The sequence below is a fragment of the Chitinophaga sp. 22308 genome (assembly GCF_052045305.1).
GTDB classification, from domain to species: Bacteria; Bacteroidota; Bacteroidia; order Chitinophagales; family Chitinophagaceae; genus Chitinophaga; species Chitinophaga varians_A.
Map to the genome: position 1 here is coordinate 1 of NZ_JBQEOP010000003.1, position 24,349 is coordinate 24,349.

Genomic DNA, 24,349 nt, shown 5'->3' on the forward strand with positions numbered 1-24,349 from the left:
ATGATAAAACTGTCCCGCACCACGCCTGCCGCGTGGATAATACCGTGAAGCTCCCCGTAGTTGTCCTGCACCCAGCTGATCAGCGATGCCACTGAGGCCGCATCCCCCACGTCGCAGCGGCGATAGCTCACTGCCGGCAACGCTGCAACCCACGACGGCGCCTCGCTACGGCCGCAAAGCACCACGCGGGCGCCAGGCGTATTCGTGATATGTGACGCCAGCAACCGGCCAAGACCGCCACCTCCTCCGGTAATCAGGTACACACCGTCTGCACGGATACCTATCCCTGGTGAAGGAGAAGACGATGAAGATCGCAGTTCCTGTAACTGCTTTACTTCTCTCACACCGCCACGGTAGCGCACTTCAGCATCTGACGTATCCAGCTCGCAAGATACCAGCTGCGCCAGCTCTTCAATATCTTGAAGGGACAAGCGCTCCACGCCTATCGTTTTACTTTTAAGCCTGGGATATTCACGGCTGGCCGTTTTCAACAATCCTCCAATAAATCTGTAGCGCAAAGACTCCTCTTCAGGAAAAAGCACCAGCACATTTGCTACAGCCTTCCCTTCCATCTTTTTCCTGATCTCCAGGAACACCTGCACAAAATATTCTTCTGCTTCCACAGCAGTCGTAACAATCACTTCTGCTTCCGGTATTGTCTGCCGCAACTTCTCATCCAAGCCAAGCGGCCCCCCTGCAAGCAGTAAAAGATGAGTGCCAACCGATTGCTGCTTTTTACTTTCAGCAAGACTGCTTATTTGCCATATCGCGTCAAACAGGTGAACATTTTTATTAAAGCTTGACAGTACCGGCTGTTTAGCGGCAACAGTGCCTTTTGCCGGCAGCATACTCACTCCCCTGAAAAATAGTCGGACCTCTCCATCCATGGTCAACAGCACTGCATCATATACCGTTTCACCACCTCTTTTCGTCGCGTAGCAATACATCTGTGATGCTATATCTCCATAAATCAATACTTCTCCTATGCTGAACGGCAGTAACAAATCTGCTTTTTGCAGGGGAAGATTAAGGCACAGACATGTTTGCAGAACACCATCCATCAGTCCGGGGGGCAACCCGTAACCTGCTTCAATTGGAAGGCTGATGATTGCCAACGCCTCGGTCCCGTTATAGTTCAATTGTTCTATTCCCTGGAAACCTTGTTTATAATCCAGTCCCTGCTGACGCAGAAAACGATAACACGCATCTTTGTCTGCTGAATATTCCAGTCGCTGCCGGATGGCAATGAGGTCAGGAGAAGGGCAGGCAGCCGGCTCCCGGTAATCCAGCAGACCTCTTGCATGTATAATGCTGTCTGTCCCATTATTCGTATATACCTCATATCCAATATTTTCTCTGTCCGGATAAACACGGACATGTACCGCCTGAGGCGCATCATTTACGCGTATGGGGCTTAACCAATAGACTTCGCTGATCCGGGACGCATTTTTTCCCGTGGCCAACAAACCCGCTGTTCTGGCCATTTCCAGATAAGCAACTCCGGGCAGCATTTTTTTCCCGTCTACAATGTGGTCAGACAGGAACTGTTCGTTCCCGGTATATATGCTGGTATATCTTTGTTCGTTTAAGTCGGAGGTATTGTTATGTACCAGGGGATGCAGTTGTTGGGCACCTGCACTTTCAACCTTCTCGGACGTGGACACCCAGTAGGAGTCGCGGGCAAAAGGATAACCCGGCAGGACGGTCCTGTCAAGCTTTTTAGCCCCATATAACAGGTTCCAGTCAATCGCCGTTCCATAACACCAGTGTTTTGCAAGCTGTTCAGGATTACGGTCAGTAATCCATTGTTGTACAACGGAAGATGTTTTATTGAAAGCACCAGCCAGCTGGCCGTCTGTTTTCACATTTCCGGTAAAACAGCCGTTCAACACCGTACCTCCGGTATAGCAGCGCAGTTTTTCTACTAACTCCTTCACAGAGCTATACACAATAGCCAGTCGTTCATCCATTTCCTCACGGGCAGTCTGCATCGTGTAAGCAATACTTGCAGGGTCGGCTTCAGGCATATCCTGCAGATAAGCCAGCATATCAATAACATACGCCAGTAGCCTGTTTTTATTTTTGGCTGATAAAACGAAAATACATGGAGTAACCAGCTTTGCGGAAGGCGTTTCAGTCTGTGTAAAAGATTCCAACACAACATGGCAGTTGACACCGCCAATACCGAAACTGCTGACACCCGCCCGGAGTGGTAAGCTGCTATTTGCAGGCTTCCAGGGCTGAGCGATATGCTGAACATAAAAAGGGCTTCCTTCCAGCTCTATCTTTTTATTCAGCGTATCGAAATTTATCGTTGCCGGCAGATATTGCTTCTTCATTGACAGCAGCACCTTCAGCATACCGGCAACACCGGCTGCGGCCTCCAGGTGACCAATATTTGTTTTTATCGATCCTATTCCACACCAGGCCACGGCAGGTAATGCAGTTTCATGGCGTTTCTGCAGATGGTTAAATGCTGTCGTTAATCCCGTCACCTCTATCGGGTCACCCAGACTGGTACCCGTCCCATGCGCCTCTATGTAGCCTACCGTCGACACATCTATTCCCGCCTGCTGGTAGGCCGCTTTCAACAGTTCCTGCTGTCTATGGGGATTAGGAACAGTCAAACCACCGGATTGTCCTCCATGATTGACTGCAGTAGCCTTAATAACACCCAGTATCTGATCATTATCTGCTAAGGCTACAGTCAATGGTTTCAACAGGAAAAGCACCGCACCCTCACCTCTTACATATCCGTTGGCCTTTTCATCGAAGGTCTGGCATTTACCATCAGGACTTAACATCCCGGCCTCATAGTAAGAAAGGCTTTTGGCATAGTGACACATCAGATGAACTCCGCCGGCAATTGCCTGCATACACTCACCAGACCTTATTGCATTCACCGCTTCATGTATAGCCACCAATGAGGAAGAACAGGCTGTATCTATTTGAAGGCTGGGACCTTCCAGGTCATAAAAATACGATATCCTGTTTGCCAGAATGGACAACGCAGTACCCGTTGCGATCGCCGACTCAAATGCTTTCTCCTTTTGCAGCACCAGCTCATAATCACTCCCGCTGGCACCGATATATACCCCTGTCCTGCTACCTTTCAGGTTACCGGCCTTATATCCGGCCTTTTCCAGCAGCTCCCATGTCAACTCCAGTAATAATCTCTGCTGAGGGTCCATCAATTCGGCTTCTCTCGGTGAGATCCTGAAAAATGTCGCATCAAACTTTTCAATGTCCGGCAGATATCCTCCACGGCCAAGCCCCCTGTGCGTGTTCTCCGGATCTGTTCCTGAGGGCCAGCGCCACCTTTCGGATGGCGTATTGGTTATAACAGACCGCCCATTTGCAAGAATATCCCATAGCGCTTTCCAGTCAGCAGCACCTGGCAAACGAAAAGCTGTTCCTACAATTGCAATATCTTCTGTCCGGCTTTCCCGCCGGTCATCTGTTTTAATACCCGTTACCTGTTCTTCGTTTAAAAGATAGGAAACGATTTCATCTATCGTTGAATGTCCGTAAAACCGGCTTGGATTGCTCTTCAGCCCAAACTTATCCTGTAAGAAGGCGGAAAGCTCCAGGAATACTACGGACTCTATTCCATACAACCTGAGGTTAGCAGACCCGGTCAGGGTTGCCTCTCCCAACATGGACGACAGGAATACAGCAATGGCCTCAGACAAGGATTTCCGGTTATACGCCACATCAACTGCAGACTGTTTATCAACAGTTGCCGTCACCTCGGCTTCATCTTCATTGTCCCCGGCAGACACCACCTTAACAGAAAATATCTTCGCTATTAACTGCTTGTCTTCTTTTCTAAAAAGGGATGCACTCAGCCGCACCAATTGCGTTGTGATGAACTCACAGCTGTCAAGCTGATATTCCAGTTGCTCACCGGGATTCGCATTTCCGAAATAATAGATATCACGTGCCAGGCAGGAGCTCCGGTACGCCCAGTCTTTGGCCCCCGCTGATTGTTGATTAAAATAAAGCCGTTCGCATTTGTCGCTGATTTTCGGAAATGCAGCAAAATAAATCAGGCCTACGCCGTTAATATCATCGAAAGGATCAATAGTATAGTCTATATTAAATAAAGGCGTGGTATCCAGCTCGAATGGATGGCCTGCCAGGCTGAACTCCACATCCTTTGGTTGTCCCTCCTGCGGGAATAACCTCGTTTTAACATCAAAGTACTGCCGCGCAAACGAGGGTAGTTTATCGTGGGTTGCAATTCTGTCGTCTCCCTGCACCAACGGAACTGCATTTTTCAACGCCCGGTTGTCGCCTGTATTCCGCGCAGAAAAAACGGACATCAGCGAAGCCGTAATAGTACACTCCGACGAAGTCAATACAGCATCACTAAAGAACATCTTCTTTCCAAAGCGGGATAGTTCACTGTTGACAGACAAATGCTGGTTCTCCCGAAAAGCACCAAGGCTTTGGCTGCTTTCCCAACAAAGACGTACAAAACTGGCATAGAGCCGTTCTCCATTACTGTCCGTTAACCGGTCTGATGTCACGCCCAGTCCGTCCCCGATCATAGACCAATGGATGTCACCCAATTCTTTCAGCAGCCAGTTTTCAGACATCCCTCCCCAGACCATACCTGGCATGCTCAACGTGTAATCCCTGCTACAGAGGACCTTACCCGAAGAACTTTCCTTATCCTTCAGCCAACTCATATATGCTCAAAAATTTTTTGTTTGTATATTAAATTTTCTGCGTCACAGCACTAAAAGCGTTAAAGAAATTCAGCAGGGGGAACTGTGTTTTTTTAGGTAACGCAACGGCGCAGGCATGTTCGTTGACATAGATTACGACAGCCTTATATTGTTTTAAATATTTGAACGTTCCTTCATAAAACATGCCGTTGCGCTGCAGGCTGTCTATTTCCAGTACAATAAAGTCGGCCGTCATACCTGTCCGCAATACTTTCGATACCGCCTCCTTCATGCTCCATACAATTGTACAGCCGATTGACAAAGCAATACCACAGGCCGATATAAGCGCTCTTTCCTGTTCTGAGATATGGTCTCTGATAGCGTCAATATGATCGTCATCTACCTTTTCCATATCAATGCCCATGGGATGCTCCTCTTCAAATGCCAATGCCACACCAATGTTGCCGGTATGACTGATGCTCACTTGCAGGTTAGGAGTCTTCAGTCCCTTAACTACAGGGAAATGGAAAACACCAAAGCCGATAAAAACCGAGTCGGGCTTGTTTTCTGGGGCGATAGCAGCGAGAGCATTTTTTGCTGCTACCCTGCCCAATAGATAACTTTGTTTTCGCCTCTCTGACTTTAAGCCATCGTAGTATTCACGCTCTACAATATGCAACTGAGGAAGATATGCGGCCAGCACGTTCATGTTAGCTGTGATCATCGAGCAAGCAGCCGGCAGTATCCGGTTGTCCCGGGTAAGTGCAATCCTGTCGGTAAAACAGCAGGTGTTTATATTCATTCCTGCGCCTCCTTTATTTTTACGCTTTTGCTGAAATAGGTTTCCTTCACCGTTACCCTGGTGCGGAGGTAAAGGACAACCCAATACATAAGACCAACAGAAAGGATCATCGTCGCTATCACGATATTACCCAAGTCGGAATAATGTTCCAGTTGACCATTGCCGGATTGTGTCACCACGAGCCCGGCAACATAAGACGCGATACCGCCGGAGATCTGCTGAAAAGCAGAATTAAGGCTCATAAAGGCGCCCCGGTCTTCGGTTTCAGGCACCATGCTCATCAGCACGCCGGCTGAAACCTGGCGGAAGATAACGCCGGTAAAAAGCGCAATCACCACTGCTATACAGCTCCATAAAGGCGTGATGCCCAACGTGGTATAGATCCGGACAAGTATGACGCACAGCACAGACCCGGTCACAAACAGCCTGAAAGGGCCTACGGAGTCGCATAACTTTCCGCTCAACGGAGCTGCAATGATCATAAACACCCCCAATGCACCATATAACACCGGCAGTTCGTCCATTTTAAGCCCCAGGTTATGCACACCATACGCGCTGCCCAACGGTATTAACATAAACCCACCGGTTGTCAGTAATGTAATAGAAAGAAAGGCCCTTAAATAACCGGGATTGGAAATTGCGTCTTTCAAATGTTGTATCGCCCGGCGCTGCCGCTTTTCATTCAGATGTCCCGCTACAGAGGGAATAAATTTTACAAGGGCAACTGCAATCATCATCCCGCACAAAGTGATAAGCCAGAAAGGAGAATGCCACCCAAACCGGTTGGCCAAAAACAAGCCAACAGGAATACCCAGTACCTGACTGGCCCCGAAAGCCATTTGGAAAAAGCCCATCGCGCGTCCGCGCTGTCTTGCCTCGAACAAGTCAGTAATGATGGCATAGCTTACAGAACTGACAATTCCGCCCAAACCTCCGGCGAAAATCCTTGCCGCCACCAATACCTCATAGTTGGGCGCCATGGCACATAACAATGTTCCCAGTATAAATCCGCCGGTAAAAAGAACAAGTAACTTCTTCCTGTCAAACATATCTGCAAAACCCGCAGCGACCAATCCTCCGGCACACGCGCTAAAAGCATAAACCGAAACCGCCATCGAGAACCGGGCAGTAGTTATCTCCAGCTCCTTCATCATAATAGCACCCAATGGCGATAAAACCATAAAATCCAATATGATGAGAAACTGGAGAAGCGCCAGTATGACGATCGTTAATTTTTGCTGGCGGGTAAATTTCTTTTTTTCCTCTTTTTGCATAAAAACCAAACCGGCTTATCCCTACAGTTTTATCAACAAAATCTTTTAAAATAACCATAACGGCCTATTACATGCCATTGGTGAACCAGGCATCGCTCAGGAGCTGAGCGTCAAGTCACCGACCTCTCCGGCAACTCTTTCACGCTTTTTGTTCTTTTTCCCTACGGAGAGATTATACAAGGGCAACGCAGCAAAAGTGGTAGTGACCGCGACCAATACGATGATAGAAAAAAGATCAGGCGTAATAATATTATAAGACAGTCCGATATTAGCCACCAGCAAGTCCATCAGTCCCCTCGCATTTAACAGACTTCCGATAGAAGAAGCGTCCCGCCAGGAAGCACCTTTCAGTTTCATGGTGAGCGTACAGGAAACATACTTGCCGATAAAAGCAAAACCAATGATAGCGAGGCAAGGTAACAGGATGCTTGCATTCTTAAGCACCAGCAGGTTGGTCTTAAGCCCGGAGAAAGCAAAGAAAATCGGCAATAACAACACCACTGCCATATCCTTGAGTTTATTACGAAGTTCTTTTTCCATCGTCGGGCAGGAACGGGGAATAGCCAGGCCCAGGATAAAGCCGCCAAATACAGAATACACGCCAAGGTAATCTGTAATCATTGCCGCCGCCAATAACAGCAATAGTATAATACCAAATTCAAACTGCTCCATAAATCCCCTCTTTTCAACCTTCATTCCAAGCGACTTCAGCAGCGGCTTCACGACCAGGAAGACCACTGCCACAAAAACACCCGTGCCTGCCAACGTTTTCAGACCTTCGCCATATCCTTTATTCATAGAAATCGCAGTCACGAAAGCGAGTAACAGCCATGATACAACATCCTGGATACAGGCAGACAACAAAGACAGTACGCCAATCCGCGAATTGATCATCTTTTTTTCCTGCAGAAGCCGGGCCAGCATCGGGAAAGCCGTGATGGCCAGCATCGTCCCCATAAACAAGATGTAGGATGCCATCGGTACCGCCGGCTGTTTTAATCCGTCTGAAAACCAAAAAGCCGTGAGCACTCCCAGCACAAACGGCATCATCAGTGACGAGAACGAAAGCCAGCCTGCGTCAAGAAAAGTTTTCCTGTTAAACAGCTTAAAATCTATCTCGGCACCCACCAGAAACATATAAACCGACAGCCCCAGATTACTTAAAATAAAAAGGGAAGGCATCACTTCCACACGAAAAATCCTGTCTGAAATCTCAGGAGCAAAATATCCGAAAAAAGTGGGGCCTAATAAAACACCTGCCACCATTTCGCCCACCACTCTGGGCTGCCCAATGTAGGTAATCAGTTTCCCACATACCTGGGAGACAATCATAATAACAATGATGGCCGTAAGAACGGCTAAAAACAAGTCCAGATTATTCATAGGACATTTTAAATCAAAGGTTAAATAATGAGATGTGTAAACTACTCTTCTGTCAAAACAGCATTGGCCACCGCTGTACTTTTCTTCCTTTCAGCCACCCTGTTGAAAGCTTCACTGTAACGTTTGAAAAAATCGTGGTACTTTGATTTGTTTTTCAGATCATTAAACGGAATACGGGTAATTCCGGTTTTCCTGCCAATAAAGATGGTAGCAAACACCGCCAGCAGGCTAAGTCCGGGAATCAGCGGACCAGGATAAAAACAGGTGGCTACCATAGCACAAACAATAAACAGGTTCAGATACCGGTGCAGGTTGGTAGCCAGCGCCACTACAAGTACAATAAACGGATTATACAAAAAAAGAAGTGACAGGGGCACCTTAATAAAGACAGACATGGGCAGCAGACAGATAAAAGCCAAAATATTAACCTGCATCAGCAAATAGTTCAGGATGTAATGTTTCATCAAACTGAACCCGCTGTGCTCCTGCCATATTTTTTCCACCATTTCCTTTACACCGTCTACTTTATACTTACCCTCCTGACGATATTTAAAAGCATTATTAGGGAAAAGGTAGTACTTAAATATATCTTTGACGCTTTTGCCGGCAAACGCGGATCCCGCAATACCGATTAATTTCGCAAGATCGTGCGTATAAAACCCATAAAACACCAAATGGTCTGTCAGTCTTTTCTCTGCCGTTCCATAGTATTCAATATCATACTGCTTTATCCTCTCCTCTATATTCTGATAGATGCTGTCATTAAAGCTTTTATCGGTAATCATGCGGTGAACAAATAAACATTGCATTTCAATGATGTTGTTCAGTCCTCCCGAAGTGGGCCTTGTGTAACCTACGAGGTAAATATTCTTTAACTCCCTGGGAGCAATACCCATAAAATTATCGCGATAAACATATTCATACGGTTTATCCATGCTTCCGCTGCGTTTGGATATAATCAGCGGCAGGTTAGGCATTTCGCGGTCGCCTTCTATGAGAGCATCATATTGTACGATTTTATCTCCCCATTTAATCGTCTTGGTGTCAGTGTCTATAGTGGTTTGACTCTTGGACCAAAGGTCAACTTTTCCCTGTTCCACAAAGTAGCCGATATCATTCATCAGATATCCGTCCTCAATATGTTGCTCCAACTGACCATCATCATATAATCGCTGATAGGCGTCGATAGGCCAGTATTTGATAACAATATATCCGTTAGGTACCGGGCTTGTAGCGTCCCATCCCAACTCCTTTGCCAGCTTCCAGTTCCTGTTTGCCATAGGATATTTAACATGCAGCGTTTCGCCGAAAAACCATTTTCCAACGGTTTTAGGCAGCATCACACTGAAGTTGAACCCTCCGCCGATCAGCCGCTTATAGATAAACTTAGACACATACCGGAAGTTGTGCATTTCCAGCTGGTCCAGCGTATAGGAGTCTTTTTCAAAAAAAGCAAGCTTATCGAGACATACAAACCCATTGGTCAACAGCACAACACGATTATTTCCCGGCATCAGTTTGGACACGATCAGATTGGCGGAATCGCCATAGGCGGTAAACGCAATGGTTTTATTGGTAGCTGCCCCAAAGTCAAAATTGGTAATGGAATCATGAATCTTCCGCCGGAAGGCGGTAGCTATCATCACATGCGTTGCACGGTATATTTTTCCGCTTCTTGTATAGACCAGAGAAAAATCGTCATAGTTATGCACTTCCGTTACCCAGTCTTTTACAAAATATCGCTGATAGGTTGCAAAGTACTTTCTGTGGAAACTCAGAAACTCTTTAGACGTCGGATAAACATCTTTTGTATCATGATTCACCAGCTCAAAGGAATACATACTGGACTGTTTGCTGCTTACCAGATCAAAGTCCAGGCGACCGCTCTTCTCCAACCTTTCCCAGATCGAATAACCGTCGGCAATAATAATAAACGCTTTACCCTCCTTTTCAAGCTCCCTCACTAGTGGAATGGCAGAGAAGTTTCCGCCAACAATCAGTGTCTCAATGGTGACAACATCCTCACCGGACACGGCATTTCCGGAAATGCTTTTAATTTCCATAATATTAAGTTAAAGGTAAGTGGTATAAATCTGCATGCTATCGCACCAGCAGCTCGTGTAACATATTTAACTGCTGCTTTTCCTTTTGAAAAGGGGTCATTATTGGCAGGCTCCGGGACAGGCTTCCGGAGCCTAAATTATGCTTGAAAAAAGTGGCAGCCGTGCCGGAAGGGCCAAGGTCGATATATACGCACGGTCCTTGTTGTTCCATATAATGACAAAGCGCGGGAAAACTTGTATGATTGCTTATAGCCTGCCAGAAATAATCTGCTGGTAGCTGCTCTTGTGATGCGCAGGTCATCGCAGAAATAAATCCGCGACGGGCAGGCCGTAATTGTTGCGCACAGGCCATATAATAGGCAAATCCTCCCGCCGCCTCCGCAATACGGGGCGAATGAAATGCATACCTGACAGGCAGTTTTATATATGGTATCCCTGCGCTTTTCAAGACCTCTTCCAGCTTCACCAGGCATGTCGCATCTCCAGATACAGTGAAATGGCCGCTTGTATTGTCTGAAGCGAGAGATAAGCCGTATTGTGAACACAGCTGCTCCAGATATGGCCTGCTGCAATTGATGACGGCTGTCATGCCACCGTCTGCACAGTGCCTGATAAGTGCTTTGGCCTGCTCAATAGCCGCTTCCAATGCATCCTCATCACTCCATACACCAGCCACTACTGCAGCTGCAAACTCGCCCAGGCTGTTCCCTGCTACCAGGTCCGGAACAATGTCCTTTGAACATAACAACCGGTACATAGCTATTTCAACAGCAACAATAGCAGGATGGGTGATTAACAGGTCATCAAAAACGGGTCCTTTCACTGTATATAGTTCCGCTATAAGATCGGTCCCCAGTTGTTTCCGGACAATAGCGCTGCTTTTTTCCAGGCTGTCGCTGAAGACTTTTTCAGACCGGAACAACTGCTCCCCCATGCCCCTGTACTGGCTTCCCTGGCCGGTAAACAGAAATACTGTCTTCAATTGACTTTTCCCCATCTGAAAAGCTTTATCGTCCGAATAATGTGTTTATCCTTTCTCCAACTTCAGGCAGATGGAAACTGATCTCATGCATCTTTAACTCCCGTTCAATCACTTCAGGCAGACCAGCCTTAATCTGACGGGTTAAATGTTCCTTTAAAATAATCAACGACTGACGGGGTTTCTCCGCCAGCTCTCTGGCCATCGACAATGCTTCTTTCAATACGTCCGCCCTGGGAAAAACTTTCAGCTGAACACCACGCTCTTTCAACTGCCCCCCCCTGTAATTCCCGGCAGTGTATAACATTTCACTGCCCAATACTTCACCCAACTTTAAGGGCAGCATCATTGTGCCACCCACGCCTGGGGTAAACCCATATCTCATGAAGTTTGCGCTGTAAATACTTTCTTTGGCCATTACGGGGAAATCCGCATACAAGCCAAATACAAGCCCGGCGCCGATACCATGACCCTGCATCGCAGCGATCACCGGTAACCGGCATTCCAGTGGAAGCGTAAAAAAATCAATGTCATTGAATTTTATCTCTCCCTTAAAAATACTTATAAGCTCCTCTTTAGTACCTCCACAGCAGAAGTAATTATCGTAACCGGTAAGGACCACCACTTTGTAATTTGGATTACCCGCGATATGCTGAAAAGCCTCTAATAATCCCGCTACCAATTCCTTCGAGAACGTATTACGGGACACCCTGTCTTCCATGGCGATCAGCACAATACCATCTTCCAGCTCATGTAATGCAACTACCTTACTCATATCAGTTTACCATTTGATATAAAACCGCCTATTGTTTGTCGCACTTTTTCTGAAAGTGCCAGCGACGAAATTTTACTGACCGCCAGCTGCCGGGTTTCTTCATTGATCAGCCACAATTTGGATGTATAGTTTTTCAACTCCTTTATTGTCCCAGTCTCCAGTCTGCCTAACCTAAGCAGGCAACGACGTACCGAGTCCGCGGGCGTTTTACTGACTTCGTCTACTAATCCTATCTGCAAAGCCCTTTCGACATCAACAGCCTGGGTCATCAACGACATCCACTGGGCTTTTTGCGCACCCGTACGTCTGATCAGAAAAGGCATTACGCAGGCAGGCAGCAGGCCGAACAACGCTTCCGGCAGCGCGAATACCGCCTCCTCCCCGGCAATAACAATATCACTTGCCGCCACTAATCCAATACCTCCTGCAAGCACCTTTCCCGTTACTTTTGCAATCACAGCCTTGGAGCATAATGACAGGAAAGCAAGAATGTCATAGTATTTATTTGCATAATCCTCGAAAGATGCCGCCGCGTTTTCATCCTGTACGTTCCCAAAGTCCATTCCTGTACAAAATACGTCCGACAGACCTTCCAGAATAATGCACTTAATGTCCGGCTCTTTTTCTACGTCCAGCAGTACCGACATCATCTCGTCCATCAGTTCAACACTGATGGCATTCGCCGTCTCTGGCAGATTCAGCTGTATCGTAAGCGCAGCCCTGTCTCTGGACACCTTTATGGTAGCGTAGTTGTTTACACCCATTCGTATAGTCTGTGATAGTCGTTTATACCGGAGAAAACCAACCGGTTATTTCCCTTCAGTCGGTTGAAAATCCCGCTGAATGCAGTTTTGTCCACCTTATAATTTCTCGTTCCAAATTTAAGGCCTGCATTTGCCCGGATCGTTTCTTCATATTCTGTCATAGAGAGGGCCATCCGTTCATCAAGATGCCTGGAAAGCTCAAACTGGCGTAGTTTCTCCCTTGACTGCCCCGTTACTGTGCCGCTGAAAAATTCAGCGCAACAGCCGGAACCATAGGAAAAAACACCCAGCCTTTTCGGCTGTGGGAAACTGCCGTTATCAATGGCACTGGCCAGCGCAAGGAAAGTTGTAGCACCCATGATATTGCCTACGCGTTGACAATACATCAATGAAGGCAATACACGACTGGTGAAATCCGCTTCTATCTCCTCAGGTTTTGCCCTTCTGAATTTTCTCATATTGGTTCGGTGCGCACCTTTCACCATGCCGCCAAACGGCGTATGAAAAACGAGATAATCGAAAGAAGACTGATAATCGGCACCTTCCACCCTTTTCTGATATTCCCTGAAAGTGTTCTCACAACAATCCAGATAAGAAAGCAGGGAAAGATCAGCATTCCCGGCCTCCGCGTCGGGGACCGGGCGGCACGTATCCATAATTTCATAACCATAATACCCGCTGGCCCCCCTGTCTACTTTAAATAGAACCGGATAATCACTGACCAGCATAGCCACCGCCCCTGAGCCGGAACTGGGTTCAGCAAATGCCATCTCCAGCGACTCTTCTACCACCCCCATTCTCAACATGTCCGTGCAAACCACCAGCGCTTTGCGGCCCGGTGAAGACTGGCTGAGTATATAGTTGACCGCCATCTGAAGCCCCGCTGCACCTGAGTAACAGGCATTCTTCAGTTCAAACAACCTGCAGTTCCTGTTTAATCCCAGATAATGATGCAGATAGGTACTGATCGACTTGCCAAAGTCAACCCCTGATTCGGTACAGGTAATGACCATATCTATCTGGTCCCTTTCCTCCTTCGAAAGGCGGCTGATAATAGGCCATGCTGCGTTTACACCGTTGGAAACGGGATCTTCAAAGGGCATAGGCACTGATTTTTCTCTCATCAACAGATTTTCAAAACGCTGATTGTCCAAACCTCTTGCCTTTGCCAATAAGCCCACATCCAGCGAGGCTATACCGCAATAGATGTTCATTGCTTCAATTCCGGCATTCATTTTTCAATTTCATTTATATTAGTCCTTACTTAAAACAATGGCGGTATTTATTCCACCAAAGCCAAAACCGTTGCTGACAGCGTATTCAATCCCGGCTTCGATCATTGTGCCCCTTACCCAGTCTATTTCATTACTGACCGGATTGTCCAGGTTAGACGTAGGATGGAGAAAGCCGCCATTCATTTGTAACAGGGTGGTAATAGCTTCCACCACTCCGGCTGCGGACAATCCATGCCCAATGAGCGACTTCGTACTGTTAGCCCTGACACCTGCCAAGCCAGCACCAAGTATGGCCTCCACTTCAGCCAGATCACCGGCCTTGGAGCCCGTGCCATGTGTATTAACATAGCTGATCTGCGCAGGCGTTAGGTTGGCCGCGGTAATCGCCTTTATAATCGCCGTTTTTTCACCTGCTGCCGATGGGTTCGGATTCCTATTCGCATCCATACATACCCCGTACCCCCTGATCGTTCCATAAGCGCTCCTGTTCCTGGCGGCTGCATGCGTCTCCGATTCCAATATCATGCAGCCAGCAGATTGTCCGTACACGAACCCGTTATGCATTCTATCAAAGGGCCGGCAGATAGCCGACGGAACATCCGCTACAGGAGCCATCGCACCAAGGGCGGCAATGGCCTGGTATTCAAACACGGAAAGGTCCATAAGAGGCGCCACCACCAACACGACGTCATATTCACCTCCCAACAGCAACCGGCAGCCGTTTATGATCCCCATATTGCCACTGGCGGAAGCCGCGCCTATACAATGCCCTTCACCACGTATCTTCAGTAATTCAGACAGTACCCCCACGATATCCGTATCAAAAAAACCAAATCCGTAAGCCGGGTTGATAAACCGCAGCTTGTCATGGTAATTGTCCATGATATCCTTATACATCGCATGTTGCGTATTACTGCCGCAAGAGATGACAGCCACCCTTGACAGATCTGTGTTATCCCCGTTAAGACCAGCGTCTGACCAGGCTTCCAGCGCGCAATACAAGCCAGTCCGGGTGCTATGGGAAATATGCCTGAACTGTTTGGCCTTCCGGATAATATCTCCATCCAGCTGCAGCGTCTCCGTCAACGGCTGAAAAGAGCTTGTCTCCAACCCGCTGAAAGGAAATCTGAATATTTCCCCTCCTGATTCCATTGATAATATCGAGAACCGGGTCTCTCCCTTGCTGATGGCGGCTGTATATGACCGGCAACCCGTGGCGACCGGTGTTGCGATGCCCATTCCCGTTACACGTACAGACATTCCGCTCATGCCGGCAGCTTCTTTTCGATCAATGTTGCTATGTCCTCAATGCTGTTTGCAGTAGCAAATTCAACACGTGAAATGTCCAGTTGCAATCGTTCCAGCGTAACGGTAATAAGTTCCGCCCTGTCAATCGAATTCGCGCCAAGATCTACCAGACTTACATCACTCATCACTGTGGTACCTTCCAGCTCCGGAATGATTTCTATGAGATTCTCCTTTATCAGATTAATGATCTTATCTTTCATTTTCAGTTATTTTTAATATGATGCCCGCTTTCCGCAAACAGGGCTAATTTATCCAGCAGCAGCTGTGCAGCAGCTTCCATCAGTTTGATACCGATTTCATCGACATGCCTGTTTCTCCAGTTTTCCAGTGCTGTTCCCTTCACCCATTGATTGAAAGCTCCCATAGCTGGTCCTGTGTGCACCTGATAATTGACCAGATCATCTCTGTTGCCCTCAAAAGACAACCTGGCACAATAGCCGAAATACCAGCGAAATACCAATGCCATTTTGCTTTTGGGGTTCTGCAAAGCTTTGGTGACTATGGCCTCATTCCCTTGTCTGCGGAAATATGCCACTGTTTCATCCCAAACACCGGCAACTGGCTTTTTAAAGTAATTTTTCTCCAGCTGTTGCAGCGTTTTTTCGGGTATCTCCTCCAATGCGGCGAATTGATTGTAGAGTGCATATAATTTATTGGCCCTTGCAGGAAACAGGACGCCCTTTCTCAACACCTGCACCTGCGCGCCAATTTCAAACATATCTCCGGCGGGAGCATATGCTGTATCCTGCACATTCATGTCCATCAACAGGTCCTTTACCGTATCGCTTGTACCGGCTTCAACAGTGCATTGATTAATAGATCCGGTGAGCACAAAATCGGCTCCCATCATAAAAGCACATACAATGGCCTGGGGTGCGCCGATACCACCCGCCAAACCAATGTGTATCGGACAATCATAGTGGTACCTTTTTTCCATCACAGCCCTGAGCTCCTGAACAGCTGGCAGTAGTACCAGCGCAATGCCTCCATCTGTATGACCTCCTGAATCGGCCTCCACGCAGATGTCGGCACTCATAGGTACCCTGCGGGCCAGTGCGGCCTGCTCTGCATTGATCAGTCCTTCATCCAGCAATTCATTCACTATTTTTTCAGGAGCCGGGCTCATAAATGCTTCCGCTACTTCCGGCCGGGACAACTTCGCTAAGATTTTGTTATCACAAATGATATCTTCTCCCTCCTTCCTTATTCCTTTTAATTTATAATAGACAAGCGCCCGGGTTATCTGCATAAAGGCCGCCGCCTCTATTTTGCGGACTCCGTATTTTATATAAAGCTGTACGGTCTCCATCTCCAACCCGGGATCTGTCAAATTATGTATGAGGTTCATCCCGTAAACTTCGCCGTTGTTCAGTACGCTTTGAATATGTTTTATATTTTCTTCGATGTCATGCAATCCCATACCCGCAGTGCCCAGAAACCCCAACATACCTGCCTTTGCCATACGCACCACCAGCTCCCGGGAAGCAATTCCCCTATACATGCCACCAGCCAGATAGGCGTATTTCAGACCATATTCTTTTCTGAACCGCGCGTTGCCCAGCCTGGTAGCCAGTCCTCCCTGCTGTTCAGGAGCTGTTGCCGATAAGGGCACCTCCATTACCGGCGTGGTTTTCTCCCGGATCTCATTTACCATTTTAGTTAAAATTCCTCCTCCTATTTCATCATACGTCGTTACCCTCCGCCCCATTAAAAAACGGATTGAATCCATCCAGCGGACAGGACTCGCTATCTGTACGGTCAACAGCGATTTTATATCGTCATCAGTATATGGTTTTGCTGAAACATTCGATATTACAGGCACCTGTAACGGGGAAAAACGGAAATCTTCCAGAAAGACGCCAAACTCATCAGCTGCAGGTTTCATGTAACGGGAATGAAACGGAGCGCTCACATAGAGTGGGATAATCCGGATACCTTCCTGCTCAAATTGTTTAATGACATTTTTTATCTGCTCCTGCCGACCGGCGATAACTGTTTGACTGGGCGTATTATAGTTAGCAATATCTATATCTGTATAACCGGCTTCCTCCAGCTTCCGCTTAAGGGTGGCAACATCAGGGCCCAATACTGCCGCCATTCCTCCATTGGAGGCTGCAGCCATCAATTCTCCCCGTTTTTTCACCAGTCTTAGTCCCGTCTCAAAGTCAAAAGCTCCCGCAGCAAGTAGTGCATTATACTCCCCCAGGCTGTGCCCTGCGAAATAGGCGATTTCCCGTTTCTCATATTCATAATAATGTAACGCATTCACCACATACAACGCCGGCTGTGTAAACGCCGTACTTCCAAGTTGCCTGCGAGGGTCATGCAGACAAAGCTCTTCCAGGTTATAACCCAGTATTTCAGAAGCTTTGTCCGTTTCAGTTCTGTATACCCGGAACAGGTCCTTCCCCATTCCTTTATATTGAGCTCCCTGACCGGGAAATATAACTGCTTTCATGTTTTCATTTTTTTAATAACAAACAGCCAGCTTCGTGGACAACACGTCTTTATCGGACAATAATTCAATTAGCGACAGATACGCTTCCATCACCTGTTCAATATCTTCCTTTGAATGTGTGTTGCGATTATAGTCCGTCTTCATTAACACACAATTGCCAAACTCTATAAGGTTGCATTTGAAATCATAATGATTATAAGTGGCTTCCATATGCACAGGGGTAAGATCATTATACTCCATATCCGTTTTATGGATCAGATTTAACTGGAGTGGAATTAACACATCCAGCGGAACATCCAGCTCGTGAATGATTTGCTCATAGGGATAGAAACGAAACCTGGAGACATCCAGCATCAACATAGTGCTGCTTCTGATAAACTGGTAAATACTGAGATCTTCATCAGCTTCCAGACAAGCAATGGCGTCTCCCGTAAACCAGCCGGTTACTTTAGTGAGATCTTCAAATACCCGGGTATTAAAGGTGATGCCCATTCGTAGCATTTTACGCCGGTGTTGTCTGATAAAAAGCAGCCCGAAGACAGCCATCAATGTCATAAACAAGGAAGAGTCACATGAAACGGCCAGCTTTCTGGCTTTTTCCAACAACGCTTTCTGCATAAAGGATATATAGGAAGATCCCGGCTTAGGGTTAATATTGGCCATCGTTCCCAACGCCTCTTCATAATACAGTGCCGCAGCATTCCCCGGAATGCTTTCCATTTCCGTTTTTAATTCCTTCCGGTACGACCGTTGCGCTACGGCGTTTTCCATTGACAGGCTGGCCTTGATTTTATCCAGGTACAAACGCTTTGCCACCCTGAATTTTTCTGTTGCAGCAAACGTTGTTACCCAGGAAGCATATTCTTTGTATTGTAGTTTTAAAGCCGGCAGCGTTTCCCTGCACTTTGAATGATAGAGCCGGGTGAAGTCGTTCTCAAAGATCCTGGAAGAAATATCGTCTGAAATAGCGTGATGGGCCGTAAAGAACAACACATTTGACCCATCCGGATACACAACGGCCATCACATCCAGCAACGGTCCTTTTTCCAGATTGAACCGGATAGCCATACACTCCAGATAGATTTTCCGGAGATCGCCACCACCCGCCGTATCAGCAGCATGTACATACCTGATCTGCGGAATGGCCGGCGCACTGCGGTGAATCCGCTGTTGTAGTTTACCCCCCAGGGTAATAAAAGTTGTCCTCAGGCTCTCATGCCGGTCAATCAGTGCGTTGAGCGCTTCCTCTAAAAGTTCTCTGTCCGGATTTTCAATTTTTATATTGAAGGAGACATTGAAACTGGAATCTCCCAGCAGAAGAAACTTCAGGTACGCCTTCCGCTGTTGTATGGTAACATCAAAAGTGTCCTGGTCGTCGGGGAAACTGGTCCCGCGGAACGTAGCTTCCTCAAACCACACTGCATCCCCCGCCAGAATTGCCCTGATCTCGTCTCTGTATGCACGGATCTCTTCCAGTAATGCTTTGTTGACAGCAACGTCTTTGGGTACCCCAAACTTTACCTTGTCATCTTCGAGGAAAAAACGTATTCCAGCCCGTGTCGCCTTTGCTATTACCCCCATTGCCGGATTTAAATCAATACTATTATTCATCATTCAAAGATCTTACAAGTCATAAATGTCATAAGCTGCTTCCTCAACCGGCACATTGGCTGCTGTTGCCGAAATCTCCATATACGCAGCAATAGCTGCGATGTTTTTCAGTTGGAAGATCATCGGGAGTGATATCTCCACGGAAAACGCCTTTTTGATACAGGCAATCAGGTCAACGACCAGCAGGGAATGGCCACCAATCTCGAAAAAGTTATCTGCTGTTCCTATCTGCTCTATCCCCAACAGCTCCTTCCATATTGCCACCAATCGCTCTTCCAGCTCATTTTCAGGCGCAACGTATCTCCGCTCGCTATTATGATGGTCCTTGAGGTCAGGAAGCGCCTTCCTGTCTATTTTCCCGTTATTGTTAAGTGGTATGGCAGACAATTTCGTCAATACGGACGGAACCATATAAGAGGGCAGCACGTCCTTCAGTTGAGCAATAATATCCTGATTGCTCAATTCCTGCTGTGACACATAATACCCAACGAGCAGGTTATTCCCACCTTTGTCTGTCACACATTTTACAGCCGCATGTTCAATACCTGTTACCCGCAACAGTGCATTTTCCACCTCTCCTATTTCAATTCTGTATCCCCGGATCTTTACCTGGTCATCTTTCCTTCCAAGGAATACGAAAGTGCCGTCGGCCATTTGTTTGCCTATATCGCCGGTGCGGTACAATCTGGCTCCTGGTTTTCTGCCAAACCTGTCAGGCACGAATTTTTCCGCCGTGAGCTCCGCTTTATTCAGATATCCTCTGGCAACACCGCTGCCACCGATACAGATTTCGCCCGTTAAGCCTACAGGAAGCAAATTCCCCTGATCGTCTGTTATATATAGTCGCTCATACAACAGGGGCGTGCCTATACCCAGTATCTCGCTTTCATGAATAGCAAGAGAGCTGCTCCAGACCGTCGCCTCAGTCGGTCCGTACACGTTATAGATGCGTACTTCCTTTAATTCTTCTTTCAGCCGTCGGAAAGTTCGTTCCTGCAGATGCTCTCCGCCAACCATGAGTATTTCGAGGCGACGTAAGGGCGACAGGTCTGTTTCTGCATAGGTCAGGAGATTTAGTCTTGATGGTGTAAGCTGCACTACATTTACCTGATGCTCCTCCAGCTGCCTCCATATAACAGCAGGGTCAGTCTCATCTATCAACACAATTGTAATCCCTATCGCTAACACACACACCAGTTCCAATACGGACAGATCAAATGTATATGGTCCCATTGCGCCAATCCGCATGCCTTTCCTCATACCCCACCGCTGCGTAAGATTGTGGGTAAGGCTGGCCAGGTTACGGTGCTCTACCATTACGCCTTTGGGAGTCCCTGTGGAACCGGACGTATAAATTACATATGCAAGGTCAGACGGACTTATATCTACCGGAAGTCTTTCCACGTTCTCCTGCGCTATCTTATCCCCGTCAGCATCCAGATTAACAGTAACGGACACACGATTATTTCCACGGAACAGATCTGCCACGGTATCATCCAGAATGATCATACCGGCATTAATATCTTTCAATATAAAATCCACCCGTTCTGCCGGGAAACTGCCGTCAATCGGAACATAGGCGCAACCGGCCTTCATAATGCCCAATAATCCCACGATCATGTTAATTCCCCGGCTGACCATGATCGGCACCATTGTCCGGGGCTTTATACCAAGTCTGCTGAGATGATGTGCCAGCTGATTGGAGCGGCTTTCCAGCTCACGAAAACTCAGCTGTTGACTTCTAAATATAACTGCAGGTGTATCCATGCTTATTTAAATTAATCGTTCCCTTACCATTATCCCGCGTAATCATGTTCTGCAGAAAAGGCATACAACATACTGCGATCATATTTCTCCATAAAAAAAGCATCGTATCCCGTACCGGACATTCTGGTGAGGGTATCCGGATGTTGAATGCCCCGCATTATCAGTATTTCGGGGAAGTGGTCCTTTATACGCGTCAATAAATCGGGCTGGTCAGTGCCCGTTGGCATGTAGGAAATAACTATTCCGCTGACACCGTTCGCGGCCAGCACAGCAATTGCCGCCAGCACTTCCTTTTCCGGAACAGTAGCCGGGATTTCGGCGAAGAGTAAAAAATCGCTTGCCGTTGATATTTTCCTGAAACCAGCCACGACTCCGGCAATGAGTTTCAAACAGTCATCCCGCTGATCATCTCTGTCATCCAATTCAAACGTCACTCCCGACACGCCGAGTGCCTGTAGATGTATCAGATAGTCTCTGGTGGCATTTATGTCAGTCACCAGTCCGATACTGTGCAACAGCGGATAACTCGTATTTCTTAATATCTCCTGGATAGACAAAATCGAAAAATTCACAAAATCCGTGTCTGTGTAGGGATATTGCTTATAATGATAGTAGCGTAAGGCATGAACAGATACATGGGGCATCTTATTCCTGATGACATCTACAAAAAGAGGACTGCTGATATCTATAATAGTCAACGGATTTTCCTGAAGATTGCCTTCCAGCAAGACAAGCAGGCTTTTCAGCCTGCCGGACCGTGACGGCCCCGGAAGAGCCTCCTGGATAATGGTAGAAGAAATTCCTTTAGTGTATGGGACTTCTATCAACTTCCCATTCCATTTTTCCAGCTGCCGGATAATGTTCATGCGGGTAGTTGCCTGTACCCCATCTTTCCAGTCATCCCCATGCATGACAAATTCAGGTCTGATCAATTCCAGATTGTCGGAATAATCCAGCGTATACTGGGGCAGTACTTTGTGTACATACTTTATACTTTCCACGATTTCCTTTCTGCTTTCGTAGGGAAGATGGGGAAATCTCTTATAGGAGGCCATGGCGGCGTCTGTCAGCAGCCCAACAACCACATTTCCGTATTTCGCTGCCTCCCTTAGAATATTGATATGGCCGTGATGGATCAGATCGGCACACATACCAAGGTATACATTCGGTCTTGTCATATTGAAAAATTTCCTACCACCGGGAAGAACGCTTCTACAATGCAGCGCGGTCTCTATTCCGGAGATGCTTCATCAATTGGTCTTTTAACAGATGCGGAGCTTCATCCGGCCGTACCGGTTCTTTTCTGACGCCGTTTGCTATTTTAACTTCAATCAGCCCCAATGCTCCCAGTGCCTTTAATTCACGTACCGCCTGCGTAAGGTCAGCTGCCCCGGAAACGGTGTACACATATTTATACCCATTGCCGCGGGCTATTGCGGGGATATCAATATCCATAGCAAGCGTCCGCTGTCCTCCTACCGAATCATGCGCGCCGTTATTCAGTATCACATGAATGAAATCAGCCGGCTGCAGGCTGCCAATATTGGCCAACGCCCCAAGATGCATCAGTAAGGCTCCATCACCGTCGAGGCAACAAACATGCTGCTTCGGACTGCCCATGGCAATTCCTAATGCGATCATGGAAGCATGGCCCATAGCGCCAACATTGTAAAAATCCCGCTCATGAGGTTGCCCGGACAATTGACGCAATTCATATACTTCCCGTGCACATTTTCCGGTGGTGGAAACGAACACCGACTCTCTCAGTTCCTCCAGCAACACGCAAATGGCATCTTCACGATATAGGTTGTATGCCTGCTGTATCTCTCTGCGGAATGGCTCAAATGTGTGCTTCTTCACCAACAGGGCCACAGGCGTGGAAGATAAAGCCGCGGTTGCCGACAGGCGGCCTACCTGTTCCGTCGCCTCCTGAAAGTCTGCCGACAGGATTTCATAAGGTATGTTCATCAATGCCAACAACTGTTCCATTATACTTCCCATTAACCTGTGCTGAGGCTCGTCTTTTTCTCCCGGGAACCCCCTCCAGCCGATCATCAGAAGCATAGGAATTCTGCTGGCATCTGTATTGGTCAGGGAAGTAAGCGGATTTACCGCGTTGCCGAGACCCGCATTCTGCAGATATACAACCGGCAACTTGCCGGTACTGAGATAATGCCCGGCTGCCAGCGCTACGGCACTTCCTTCATTAGGTGTAATGACATGGCTTTGCGCACCCAGGGTATCATCCAGGTAACTGCAAAAGGGCTCCAGCACGGAGTCTGGTACGCCTGCAAAAAAATTAATCCCATGCTTGTCCAGCATGCCTGCAAATAACGCTGTGTTTAACATTGAGAACCGGGGATTAACGTAAGTATTTTGTCGATTGACATAATTTTGTCGCTGGCCTCATAAGACCTGTCATGGGTCAGGATATCAACCGCTACATTAAACATAGCCGGATAAGCTGCCCGCAAAAGATGGTTAGCATGGATTACAATATGAAAGCCTGAAGCAAACAATTGCTCGTCACAAATGCTGTTGAATTTGGATGGCACGCAGACAAGCGGAACGCCGGGGTGGGCCGTCACAAATTGCTCCGCAAAGCTGATCACGCTTTCAGGGGACTTGTCCTTACTGTGGATCAGGACGCCGTCGGCGCCCGCGCTAATATAGGCAGCCGCACGTTCAAGAGCATCGTCCATGCCTTTTCCCAACACCAGGCTTTCAATCCGCGCAATAATGCCTATAGGATGAGGCGTAGGCGTACTTTTACCAATACGGATTTTATCGCAGAAATTTTCTATTGTGTCCTGTACCTGCGAGTGATGATCATCAAAAAGTGAGTTTTGTTTAAACCCTACCTTATCTTCTATCACAATAGCCGTTGCACCGGCACCAGCCAAAGCACTCACCGTAAAAGAAAATTGCTGGTTCAGCCCACCAGTGTCGCAATCCACTACGATCGGCTTGGAAGACACCCGCTTGATCTCCTGTATAAGATTCACTTTAGTAGTAATATCCACCAGCTCTATATCCGGAAGCCCTTTGATGGTTGAAACGGTCAAACTGCTAAGCCATATGCCGTCAAATGCTTTTTTTGAGCCATTGTTGCCTACGACTGCCGTATTTTCAATAATCATGGCGGATAACGCGGAATGGGCCTCCAGTAAGCGGATATGCTGCCCTTGTTTGATTCTGTTTAAAAAGACATCCATGTAATAAAGTATACTATAGGTTAATAATCATCACTTGCGTAG

Annotated in this window: 17 protein-coding genes; all 17 read right to left on the reverse strand. The window is 47.4% G+C overall.

Features of this window, described 5'->3' with window-relative positions; genetic code table 11:
- The coding region (locus ACTJJS_RS11745; protein ID WP_440663820.1) for an SDR family NAD(P)-dependent oxidoreductase at positions 1–4,694 on the reverse strand (4,694 nt) is incomplete at its 3' end.
- Positions 4,695–4,722: 28 nt separating this feature from the next.
- Positions 4,723–5,475, reverse strand: coding sequence for a 4'-phosphopantetheinyl transferase family protein (locus tag ACTJJS_RS11750; protein ID WP_440663821.1), 753 nt, complete (start codon positions 5,473–5,475; stop codon positions 4,723–4,725).
- Positions 5,472–6,749: an MFS transporter gene (locus ACTJJS_RS11755; protein ID WP_440663822.1), complete on the reverse strand. Its 1,278-nt coding sequence runs from the start codon at positions 6,747–6,749 to the stop codon at positions 5,472–5,474. The genes ACTJJS_RS11750 and ACTJJS_RS11755 overlap by 4 nt, the downstream gene beginning before the upstream one ends.
- A 96-nt stretch (positions 6,750–6,845) precedes the next feature.
- Positions 6,846–8,132 (reverse strand): cation:proton antiporter, encoded by a 1,287-nt coding sequence (locus ACTJJS_RS11760; RefSeq protein ID WP_440663823.1) that lies wholly within the window; start codon positions 8,130–8,132, stop codon positions 6,846–6,848.
- Between the two features lie 41 nt (positions 8,133–8,173).
- A complete protein-coding gene (locus tag ACTJJS_RS11765; RefSeq protein WP_440663824.1) occupies positions 8,174–10,195 on the reverse strand; it encodes a hypothetical protein in 2,022 nt (673 codons plus the stop codon).
- A gap of 37 nt (positions 10,196–10,232) precedes the next feature.
- Positions 10,233–11,192, reverse strand: coding sequence for an acyltransferase domain-containing protein (locus ACTJJS_RS11770; protein ID WP_440663825.1), 960 nt, complete (start codon positions 11,190–11,192; stop codon positions 10,233–10,235).
- Between the two features lie 10 nt (positions 11,193–11,202).
- On the reverse strand, positions 11,203–11,949 hold the full coding sequence (locus tag ACTJJS_RS11775; protein ID WP_168875167.1) for a polyketide synthase: 747 nt from the start codon (positions 11,947–11,949) through the stop codon (positions 11,203–11,205).
- Positions 11,946–12,713, reverse strand: a complete 768-nt coding sequence (locus ACTJJS_RS11780; protein WP_440663826.1) for an enoyl-CoA hydratase-related protein — start codon at positions 12,711–12,713, stop codon at positions 11,946–11,948. Before ACTJJS_RS11780 ends, ACTJJS_RS11775 begins: the two co-directional genes overlap by 4 nt.
- Positions 12,704–13,948 carry a hydroxymethylglutaryl-CoA synthase family protein gene (locus ACTJJS_RS11785; protein WP_440663827.1) on the reverse strand — a complete coding sequence of 415 codons (1,245 nt, stop codon included), beginning with the start codon at positions 13,946–13,948 and terminating at the stop codon, positions 12,704–12,706. The genes ACTJJS_RS11780 and ACTJJS_RS11785 overlap by 10 nt, the downstream gene beginning before the upstream one ends.
- An 18-nt stretch (positions 13,949–13,966) precedes the next feature.
- Positions 13,967–15,217 carry a beta-ketoacyl synthase N-terminal-like domain-containing protein gene (locus tag ACTJJS_RS11790; protein ID WP_440663828.1) on the reverse strand — a complete coding sequence of 417 codons (1,251 nt, stop codon included), beginning with the start codon at positions 15,215–15,217 and terminating at the stop codon, positions 13,967–13,969.
- Positions 15,214–15,456: a phosphopantetheine-binding protein gene (locus tag ACTJJS_RS11795; RefSeq protein ID WP_168875163.1), complete on the reverse strand. Its 243-nt coding sequence runs from the start codon at positions 15,454–15,456 to the stop codon at positions 15,214–15,216. The genes ACTJJS_RS11790 and ACTJJS_RS11795 overlap by 4 nt, the downstream gene beginning before the upstream one ends.
- Before the next feature lie 2 nt (positions 15,457–15,458).
- Positions 15,459–17,714, reverse strand: coding sequence for an ACP S-malonyltransferase (fabD, locus tag ACTJJS_RS11800; RefSeq protein ID WP_440663829.1), 2,256 nt, complete (start codon positions 17,712–17,714; stop codon positions 15,459–15,461).
- A 12-nt stretch (positions 17,715–17,726) separates the two neighbouring features.
- A complete protein-coding gene (locus ACTJJS_RS11805) occupies positions 17,727–19,295 on the reverse strand; it encodes a condensation domain-containing protein (RefSeq protein WP_440663830.1) in 1,569 nt (522 codons plus the stop codon).
- A gap of 42 nt (positions 19,296–19,337) precedes the next feature.
- Positions 19,338–21,092, reverse strand: coding sequence for a non-ribosomal peptide synthetase (locus tag ACTJJS_RS11810; protein WP_440663831.1), 1,755 nt, complete (start codon positions 21,090–21,092; stop codon positions 19,338–19,340).
- A 29-nt stretch (positions 21,093–21,121) separates the two neighbouring features.
- Complete coding sequence (locus tag ACTJJS_RS11815; protein ID WP_440663832.1) at positions 21,122–22,270, reverse strand: adenylyltransferase/cytidyltransferase family protein; 1,149 nt, start codon at positions 22,268–22,270, stop codon at positions 21,122–21,124.
- A 34-nt stretch (positions 22,271–22,304) separates the two neighbouring features.
- Positions 22,305–23,441 carry a phosphonopyruvate decarboxylase gene (gene aepY, locus ACTJJS_RS11820; RefSeq protein ID WP_440663833.1) on the reverse strand — a complete coding sequence of 379 codons (1,137 nt, stop codon included), beginning with the start codon at positions 23,439–23,441 and terminating at the stop codon, positions 22,305–22,307.
- Positions 23,435–24,307, reverse strand: coding sequence for a phosphoenolpyruvate mutase (gene aepX, locus ACTJJS_RS11825; RefSeq protein ID WP_168875157.1), 873 nt, complete (start codon positions 24,305–24,307; stop codon positions 23,435–23,437). Before aepX ends, aepY begins: the two co-directional genes overlap by 7 nt.
- Positions 24,308–24,349: the final 42 nt, after the last annotated feature.

Coding starts and splice junctions, on each gene's coding strand:
- ACTJJS_RS11750 (WP_440663821.1), bottom strand. CDS start 5,475: ATGAATATAAACACCTGCTGTTTTACCGACAGGATTGCACTTACCCGG.
- ACTJJS_RS11755 (WP_440663822.1), bottom strand. CDS start 6,749: ATGCAAAAAGAGGAAAAAAAGAAATTTACCCGCCAGCAAAAATTAACG.
- ACTJJS_RS11760 (WP_440663823.1), bottom strand. CDS start 8,132: ATGAATAATCTGGACTTGTTTTTAGCCGTTCTTACGGCCATCATTGTT.
- ACTJJS_RS11765 (WP_440663824.1), bottom strand. CDS start 10,195: ATGGAAATTAAAAGCATTTCCGGAAATGCCGTGTCCGGTGAGGATGTT.
- ACTJJS_RS11770 (WP_440663825.1), bottom strand. CDS start 11,192: ATGGGGAAAAGTCAATTGAAGACAGTATTTCTGTTTACCGGCCAGGGA.
- ACTJJS_RS11775 (WP_168875167.1), bottom strand. CDS start 11,949: ATGAGTAAGGTAGTTGCATTACATGAGCTGGAAGATGGTATTGTGCTG.
- ACTJJS_RS11780 (WP_440663826.1), bottom strand. CDS start 12,713: ATGGGTGTAAACAACTACGCTACCATAAAGGTGTCCAGAGACAGGGCT.
- ACTJJS_RS11785 (WP_440663827.1), bottom strand. CDS start 13,948: ATGAATGCCGGAATTGAAGCAATGAACATCTATTGCGGTATAGCCTCG.
- ACTJJS_RS11790 (WP_440663828.1), bottom strand. CDS start 15,217: ATGAGCGGAATGTCTGTACGTGTAACGGGAATGGGCATCGCAACACCG.
- ACTJJS_RS11795 (WP_168875163.1), bottom strand. CDS start 15,456: ATGAAAGATAAGATCATTAATCTGATAAAGGAGAATCTCATAGAAATC.
- fabD (WP_440663829.1), bottom strand. CDS start 17,714: ATGAAAGCAGTTATATTTCCCGGTCAGGGAGCTCAATATAAAGGAATG.
- ACTJJS_RS11805 (WP_440663830.1), bottom strand. CDS start 19,295: ATGGGGGTAATAGCAAAGGCGACACGGGCTGGAATACGTTTTTTCCTC.
- ACTJJS_RS11810 (WP_440663831.1), bottom strand. CDS start 21,092: ATGGATACACCTGCAGTTATATTTAGAAGTCAACAGCTGAGTTTTCGT.
- ACTJJS_RS11815 (WP_440663832.1), bottom strand. CDS start 22,270: ATGACAAGACCGAATGTATACCTTGGTATGTGTGCCGATCTGATCCAT.
- aepY (WP_440663833.1), bottom strand. CDS start 23,441: ATGTTAAACACAGCGTTATTTGCAGGCATGCTGGACAAGCATGGGATT.
- aepX (WP_168875157.1), bottom strand. CDS start 24,307: ATGGATGTCTTTTTAAACAGAATCAAACAAGGGCAGCATATCCGCTTA.